The 7,551-nt window shown below is 68.8% G+C and carries 8 protein-coding genes and 1 pseudogene; 6 read left to right on the forward strand and 3 right to left on the reverse strand.

Annotated features, from left to right (window positions below):
- The first annotated feature begins 144 nt into the window (after positions 1-144).
- On the forward strand, positions 145-1,986 hold the full coding sequence (locus GEV28_RS41270) for a methyltransferase domain-containing protein (protein ID WP_367115292.1): 1,842 nt from the start codon (positions 145-147) through the stop codon (positions 1,984-1,986).
- A 274-nt stretch (positions 1,987-2,260) separates the two neighbouring features.
- On the opposite strand, the gene GEV28_RS41275 is transcribed toward GEV28_RS41270, so the two are convergent.
- On the reverse strand, positions 2,261-3,202 hold the full coding sequence (locus GEV28_RS41275; protein WP_291419685.1) for an RNA polymerase sigma-70 factor: 942 nt from the start codon (positions 3,200-3,202) through the stop codon (positions 2,261-2,263).
- 285 nt (positions 3,203-3,487) lie between these two features.
- Here GEV28_RS41275 and GEV28_RS41280 point away from each other — a divergent pair, with 285 nt between their 5' ends.
- The 5 genes and pseudogenes from GEV28_RS41280 (at position 3,488) to GEV28_RS41300 (ending at position 5,955) form a co-directional block, all read left to right on the forward strand.
- Complete coding sequence (locus GEV28_RS41280) at positions 3,488-3,970, forward strand: carboxymuconolactone decarboxylase family protein (protein ID WP_291419687.1); 483 nt, start codon at positions 3,488-3,490, stop codon at positions 3,968-3,970.
- A 247-nt stretch (positions 3,971-4,217) separates the two neighbouring features.
- A pseudogene (locus GEV28_RS42940) lies at positions 4,218-4,367 on the forward strand (methylaspartate mutase); the annotation flags it as partial.
- 441 nt (positions 4,368-4,808) lie between these two features.
- Entirely contained in the window at positions 4,809-5,120 is a 312-nt protein-coding gene (locus GEV28_RS41290; RefSeq protein ID WP_291419691.1) for a hypothetical protein, read from the forward strand.
- An 11-nt stretch (positions 5,121-5,131) separates the two neighbouring features.
- Positions 5,132-5,554 carry a hypothetical protein gene (locus GEV28_RS41295; RefSeq protein WP_291419692.1) on the forward strand — a complete coding sequence of 141 codons (423 nt, stop codon included), beginning with the start codon at positions 5,132-5,134 and terminating at the stop codon, positions 5,552-5,554.
- Complete coding sequence (locus GEV28_RS41300; protein WP_291419693.1) at positions 5,500-5,955, forward strand: hypothetical protein; 456 nt, start codon at positions 5,500-5,502, stop codon at positions 5,953-5,955. The genes GEV28_RS41295 and GEV28_RS41300 overlap by 55 nt, the downstream gene beginning before the upstream one ends.
- Before the next feature lie 2 nt (positions 5,956-5,957).
- Here the strand turns inward: GEV28_RS41300 and GEV28_RS41305 are convergent, their stop codons facing one another.
- The gene (locus GEV28_RS41305; protein WP_291419694.1) at positions 5,958-6,926 is read right to left on the reverse strand and encodes a hypothetical protein; all 969 of its coding nucleotides are present in this window, start codon (positions 6,924-6,926) and stop codon (positions 5,958-5,960) included.
- Positions 6,927-7,097: 171 nt separating this feature from the next.
- Positions 7,098-7,551 (reverse strand): hypothetical protein (locus tag GEV28_RS41310; protein WP_291419695.1); only part of this gene is annotated, 454 nt, incomplete at its 5' end.

Raw genomic sequence — 7,551 nt, forward strand, 5'->3', positions numbered from 1 at the left:
ACAACCCCGAAAGGACCCCGAAGCAGCCGACACCACAGCAGGTCGGCGGCACACTCACGCCCATCCCCCGAAACACCCAAACCAAGATCGACAAAATCAAGACAAGATCAAATGGCTATTGCATGAAAGGCCGAGGCTAGGGCTTTGGTGCATCGAGACGATGAACGCAGCGCCCGGCTGCGGGCCTCGGGCGCGGAGGTCGTCGTGGCCGACATGTTCGACTACCGGCAGGTCGAAACGGCGATGGTTGGGGTCGACCGAGTGTTCTTCAATCCCCCGCACCACCCTCACGTGTTGGACAGCGCTGTTGCATTTGCGGTGGCCGCGCGGCGTTCGGGCGTGGAGGCGGTGGTCGCGTTGGGGCAGTGGCTGGCGAGCCCCGAGCACCCGTCGCTGATGACAAGGCAGCATTGGCTGACCGACAAAGTGTTTGAGTTGCTGCCGGATACCGCCCACGTCGCGGTCGATCCGGGGTTCTTCGCCGACAACTACCTGAGACTCGTCCCGACTGCCGCATTGCTCGGGGTGTTCCCGATGCCGGCCGGGGTGGGCCGCAACGCGCCGCCCTCCAACGAGGACATTGCCCGTGTCGTGGTCGGTGGACTGCTCGACCCCCACCGGCACGACGGCAAGGCATACCGGCCGACCGGACCGACGCTGTTGTCGGCGGCCCAGATCGCCGACGCGATCGGCGAGGCCGTCGGCCGACAGGTGCGGCACGTCGAGGTTCCGCGGTCGATGTTCATGCGCGCCGTACGGATGGACGCAAAGCGCTTGAAAGCCGACATGTTCTTCGAATCCAGTCTGCGCCACTATCTTCCCGAGCACGCCTTGGGAACCTGGGAGGTTGGCAGTCCCACGACGCACGTCCGCGATGTCGCCGGTGTCGAGCCCGAAGACTTCCTCACCATCGCCCGCCGATACGCCGCCGCCCGACGCACCGTCGGTAACGTCGTCCGCGCGCTCGCCGGGTCCCTGCTGATGGCATTCGTGCCAATGCATCGGCTGGACCGGTTCGACCCATGCAGCAGCATCCTCAACCCGCACATCCTCGGCTTTCCAGCGAGTCGGCATTCTGGCGCGGCGAGCACCCCGGGTCCGCCGACCGCGAGACCGTCGCGGCGTTCGACACCGACCACCCATCGTCGTAGAACTACCAAGGAGAGGCACATGAGCGACACGCTGACTCATTCCCAGTATTCGGCCGGCGACTCCCGGCGCAACATCGAGGACGCCCTCGTCGCCGCAGGCAAGAGCCTGAACGACCTTCAGCCGGCGGACCTGGTACTGCTCGAAGACTTTCACACCATGGGTCGCTTCGCCACGAGGCGACTGGTCGACCTCGCCGGCCTGGGCCCCGACACCGAGGTACTCGACTCCGGCAGCGGCATCGGCGGCACGGCCCGCTACATCGCCGACCGGTTTGGGTGTCGAGTGACCGCCGTAGATCTCACCGAGGACTACTGCGGCACGGCCCGATGGCTCAATCGCCTGGTCGGGCTCGACGACCGAATCGCCGTTCACCAGGGCGACGTCACCGAACTGCCCATTGCCGATACCGCCTACCAGGTCGTGTTCAGCCAGCACGTACAAATGAACATCGCAGACAAGCAGCGCCTCTACCGGGAGGCCCGCCGCGTAATGGTCGACGGAGGGCTGCTCGCCATCTGGGATATCACCGCCGGCGAGCTCGCCGAACCCGACTATCCGCTGCCCTGGGCCGACGATCCCCGACTGAGTCATCTGGTCGATTCGGACCAGTTGCGCGGCATCGTCGAGGCATCGGGATTCGAGATCGAACAGTGGAACGATCTCACCGAACAGGCATCCACCGCAATGCAGACGATACTGGCCATGCCCCCCAACCCTCTCGGGCTGCACGTCTTCAACGCCAATTTCACCGAGAAGATGAAGAACCTCACCATCGCCCTCTCCGACGGCAGGTTGCACGCTATCCAAGGTATCGCCCGGGCACGCCGACCATGACCGCTCATCCCGGATAGAACGTGTCCGAGAACCGGAACGCTCGGTCAGCGGGCCTCGCGAGTTCAGACCAGCCGGCGCGTCGCCTAGTGTCGTGTGATCCTGTTCCTTTGCGTCCGCTGTGGATCCACGTGGTTCCTGGCAAGGCGGAGGAAAGCCGCTCGTACTGGGTGGGTGAACCCGAAAATGCTGCCTCGTCTCGACGAATTCCTGGCATCTCCACCTGCACCTCGCTGCACGCGACGGCGTAGCAAGGCCGTTTCCGAGGGGGTCCGACTCAGTGGCGCAGGGCGGTCTCCCGCTGCATGTGGGACAGCTTCTCGGGATTGCGCACGGCGTAGAGCCCGGTGATGAGGCCGTCGTCGATGCGCACCGCGATGACGGTGTCGAGCTCGCCGTCGAGCCGGAGAATCAGCGCCGGGTAGCCGTTGACCTGTGCCGGCTGCAGCGACGCCGTGGCGGCGATCCTGCCCAGCCCGGCGGCCAGCACGCGGGCCACGCTGTCGGCTCCCACGATGGGCCGCAGCACGGCCTGCTTGACTCCGCCACCGTCACCCAGGAAGACGACATCCGGTGCGAGGATGTCGAGCAGGCGTTGCAGGTCGCCCGTCTCGGCCGCCCGTTGGAACGCCGCGAGCGCGGCCCGGGTCTCGGCCGGGGAAACGACCCCGCGCGGTCGGCGCGCGGCGACGTGTGCCCGCGCCCGGTGGGCGATCTGGCGGACCGCGGCCGGGCTCTTGTCGACGGCTTCCGCGATCTCGTCGTAGGCGAGGTCGAACACCTCGCGCAGCACGAACACCGCCCGCTCGGTCGGCCCGAGCGTCTCCAGCACCAGCAGCATCGCCATCGAGACGCTGTCGGCCAACGCGACGTCCTCGGCCACGTCGAGCGCGGTGAGCAGCGGCTCGGGCAGCCAGGGGCCGACGTAGGACTCCTTGCGGCGGCCGAGGGTCCGTAGCCGGGTGAGCGCCTGGCGGGTGGTGATCCGGACCAGGTATGCACGCTGATTCTGTACGGTGCCGAGGTCGACGCCCGCCCACCGCAGCCAGGTCTCCTGAAGGACGTCCTCCGCGTCGGCGGCCGAACCGAGCATCTCGTAGGCGACCGTGAACAACAGGTTGCGGTGGGCGAGGAACACCCCAGTAGCGGGGTCCGGGCGGTCGTTCTGGCTCGTGCCTCCGTCGCGATCGTGAGGGGCGGTCTGCGACGTGCCGGCCATGGGTGGCTCCTGTTCACTTTCGACTGTGTCACCCACCGGACACCGGGCCCCGCCGTTTTGTGACGCCGACACGGTAGCCAATCCTTGTTGTCCACTGCGTTGTCCACTGCCAAATTGCGTGACGCCGACTCAGCGTCGTGAGCAGCGGTGCGTCAGATATCACCGATGTCAGCCACTGTTGGTGGCGCACGTCACGTAACCGCGCTGTCACACGGATGGGGTCGCCGGCATCTCGTGTTCGTTCGGTGCGGCAGCGCACGCAACACCACCAGTGAGGACGAATTCATGGAACCCCGTATCGACCTGTTCACCAACGAGATCGGCGCCAAGTTCGCCAAGCGGTTCGCCAACGCCGGCCTGGTGATCGACCAATCGCCGCTGCCGAAGGCCACCCAGGAGCTGGTGAGCCTACGCGCCAGCCAGATCAACGGCTGCGGTTGGTGCATCGACATGCACACCAAGGAGGCCGCGGCCGCCGGTGAAACCGCGGTCCGGCTCAACCTGGTCGCCGCCTGGCGCGAGGCCACCGTGTTCACCGAGGCAGAGCGGGCAGCGCTGGCGCTCGCCGAGGAGGGCACCCGGATCGCCGACGCCCACCACGGCGTGTCCGACGAGACCTGGGCCCAGGTGCGCAAGCACTACGACGACGACCAGATCGCCGCGCTGGTCTCCCTGGTCGCCCTGATCAACGCGGCCAACCGGCTCGCCGTGATCCTGCACCAACAGGGGGGTTCCTACGAGCCCGGCATGTTCGCCACGTTCAACTGATCAGCAGGCGAAACCCGGCCCGGCCCAAAGCTCATTCGATCCGGGCCGGGCCCGGGCATGTCCGCGCCCGGAGGAAATCGTGGCCGCGCTCGTCGCGTGCGGCATCGACGCGACGGAGGGCGGCCCGGTCTCCTACTGCCTGCCCTACGGCCGGGTTCCGCTGCGGACCGCGATGGCGAGCCGGCGATGCGTGCCGCTGCATGATGGGCAGCGGTGCCCGCCGGGCCTGCTGACCGTGTTGGAGGCGATGTTCTTCCGGCAGAACGGGATCCGGAACGTCTCGGTGAGCCTGGCCCAACAGTCCAATGAGGACCAGGACCGGCCCCCGCTCGCCGCGCTGCGGCTCCTGGCCACCGAGTGCCTGGGTGCGGGGCCGGGCTGGCACGTCGTCGTCTACTCCTACATGGGCCTGTTCCCGGCGATGTGGGCAGGCGCCCGAGCCGTCGTGGCCGACGCCGTCCGCGGCCTGCACGCCGACCTCGGCCGGGCGGTGGTGCTGGCGTTCGAGAAGGGGATATCTCGACGTCCCGTACCGCTTCCACGAGGACAACGCCCAGCGGGCGCGCAGCGGAGTGGCGGTGGACGGCACGATCTTCTGGTCGGGCGTCGGCGCCATGCCACTGCGGGGAACGGCCGAGATCCGCCCCACATCGGCGATGTCCAGCGGCCAGCTGCTGGACGCCCTGTCCATGGTCCGCAGAAGATACGACTCACCCGCGGCTGTGTTGGGCCGCCACCAGGTCAGGTAGGTCGGCGAGGTGGCCCCGTCCGCCGAGAGCGAGCCGGTCGTCACCACGAGCCGTATGCTGCCGGCGAGTCTCGGGTGAGAGGTTTGGCGATGACCTGCGACCGGGGGAAGTCGGATTTTCTTTGGCTGGCGCGGTATTCGCAGTACTGCGTGACCGTGGTCGAGGGTGCGGACCCGGCGCGGGTACTGGCCGGGTTCGGTGCCGTCGCCGAGGACGCCGTGCTCGGTGGGCCTCGGGAGGCGGCGCGCATGACGGCCGAGCGGTTCGGATATCGGCCCGTCGTTCGGGTGGTGCCCGCCGGTGGCTGGGTGGTCGCGGTTGAGCAGTACAGCCTCGAGGGGCGCGTCCCGAGGTGCTGCTGCGGCTGTCCACCCTTGGGCGGGCGGTGGCCGTCGGGCTGAGTGGTGACGGAATGCGGTGGCTCGGGTACGCGGACAACGGCGGCTGGGTCGAGCGGGTCGAGACGGCGAGTGCCGGCGAACCGGGCGATCCGGGTTGGGACCTGCTCGTGCGGATGGCCGAGCGTGCGTCGGTGCCGCTGGACGAGTGGGTCGCCGAGGACCTACCGGCCAGCTCGATGCGGTTCCTGACCGCGGTGTGCGGAGTCGCGATCGACGACGAGCTCATGGGGACGACGGGGCCGGTCGGGCTGGCGCTGCCGGTGCTGCCGCGGGTCGCGCCGCCGAGCACTCGGGTGGACGCGATCCTCCGGTCGGTGCCGGCCGGTGAGCTCGCGGACGTGGCCGCCCGGCACGTGCGGGACTTCTCGTCGATGCCGGGGTGGACGATCAGGAGCTGTTGGCGGCCGTGTCCGCGGGCACCGCGCCCGAGGTGAGCGACGAGTCGCCGGTCGGCGTCGCGCTGCGGGAGCTGGTCGCAGACGCGTTGCTCGCCACGGGGGCCGCGGCGGACCCGAACGGGCCGCACCTGCTGCCCCCGGAGCGGGCGACCGCCGTGCGGCGGCGCGCCGACGCCGGTCACGCCGCGCACGCGTTGTTGGCCGGTGGCCCGGGGGCCGCGATCACCTCCATGCTCCAGCGGCGCCGGTCCCCCGCGGGGTGGCGCGACCAGCTGCTCGGCGAGCTCGGCGTCGCCGGTGAAAGGCGACGGGCCCGGTCGATCCCGGTCGACCCCAACCGGCTCCGGCCGCCCGGAGTCGTGGCGCGGCGGAGCCGGGCTGTGCGCCACCCGGGAGCACAGCCCGGACCCCGCGGTCCGAGACCCGACGAGGGGTGACGTCAGGCGTAGACGCCCACCCAGTACCTATCGTGGTCCAGCAGGCGCAGCTGGCTGGTCAGCACGCCCAGCGTGGACCCCACGAGGCTGTTCTCGTCGCGCGGCACGTGCGCGCGTGAGCACCGCTCCTGACCGGTGTAGCGGATCGGGTCGATGTACCACTGGCCGTCGGTCTCGTCGAACCACGGGATGACCTCAGCGCAGTCCGCGCCGGTCAGCCCGAGCTGGCCGCCGCTCTGCCGGCTGCGGGCGAAGGCGTACTCGTCACAGCTGTCATCCCGGACGAACGGGTCGGGCACCCAGGTGCCGTCCTGACAGATCCGGCGCCGGTTGGCCTCCGCGGCGGCGTCGTCGGCCAGCCGGGTCAGCTCCGTGGTGTAGCCCCATCCATCCGGCAGGTAGTCCTGGGCGAAGAGGATGCCGATCGCCGCCGCACCGTGCGTGGACACTGAAACCTGCAGCTCCGGGGTGAAGGCCGGGATCACGCAGCCGTCGTTGGCGGACACCACGTCATCGCAGCGGAAGAGGTCCGTCGGCGTGGACCACTCGGCGGTCGGGTCCACCGGCACCGTGTTCGGCGGCGGCTGCACGGTGAACACGTAGCTGGTGTCGAACAGGTCGGCGCTGTTGGACGGGTCATCGGAGTAGGTGAAGAACGCGTCCTCGGTCTCGCCCCGGGTGAAGGTCTCCAGGGTGAAACCAGAGCCGTCATCAGTGTTGCACGGTGCCGAGCACGACGCGGAGAAACTCGCGATCGGGCTGACCAGCACCCCGCTGGAGGCCACGAGCGTCACTGCCGCGTTGTCGTCGAGCTCCACGCTCGTGGCCGACAGCTCGATCTCGTGGGACACCGCGAACGTCGCGGTGCCGAGCACGGTCCCGGTCGGCACCTGGATCACCGTGTAGACCAGCGTGATGCCGTGGATGCAGGTCTCCAGGCGGTTGACCCACCAGGTGTTCGCCTCGTCCAAGTTGTCTATTTGGGGGGACCAAGTCTCCAGGTCGGAGCAGCATAGCGAAGCCGAGGTACCACGGCACATCGGACGTGCCGGGTGGTGAGCTGGGTGAGTCGGCAGCTGAACGCGTCGTACTGGTAGCTGCCGTGCCGGCGTTGAGCAGCCTTGCGCCGATCGGGCTGGTGCTCAACTCCCCATCACTGAGTCCATGAGGGAGGCCAGTTCGGGATCGACCTCCTCGACGATGCGGCGGTATTCGGGCTCTTGGAGGTTGTACAACACGTAGTCCTCCAGTGTGCCTCGCGTCGCGTCTCGGTCGGGGTGGTCGGCGACGTAGGCCTCGCGAACCACCCGCAGCTGCGCCGCTACCCGATCCCTGGTGCGCGGATAGTCGTCCAGCGTCGGGCACATGACCGGACGCCACAACGCACCTGTGACGATGTCCCCCACCAGCAGCATCAACTCGCGACGTGCGTCCATTGCGTGTTCCACCTCGCGGGCGATGCGTTGGGCGAGGAAGGGGCGGGTCTCGGGTAGTCGCATCCACATGAGGTCACCGAGGAGGCCCAGGCTCCAGGTCATGGGCACGTCAGGCGTCGGTACGGCGTCCTCGGGGAACGCCGCGTCTGCGGGGCTGTTC

Origin of the sequence: Actinophytocola sp. (assembly GCF_009379765.1) — a bacterium.
Lineage (GTDB): Bacteria > Actinomycetota > Actinomycetes > Mycobacteriales > Pseudonocardiaceae > Actinophytocola.

Coding starts and splice junctions, on each gene's coding strand:
- GEV28_RS41275 (WP_291419685.1), bottom strand. CDS start 3,202: ATGGCCGGCACGTCGCAGACCGCCCCTCACGATCGCGACGGAGGCACG.
- GEV28_RS41280 (WP_291419687.1), top strand. CDS start 3,488: ATGGAACCCCGTATCGACCTGTTCACCAACGAGATCGGCGCCAAGTTC.
- GEV28_RS41290 (WP_291419691.1), top strand. CDS start 4,809: ATGACCTGCGACCGGGGGAAGTCGGATTTTCTTTGGCTGGCGCGGTAT.
- GEV28_RS41295 (WP_291419692.1), top strand. CDS start 5,132: ATGCGGTGGCTCGGGTACGCGGACAACGGCGGCTGGGTCGAGCGGGTC.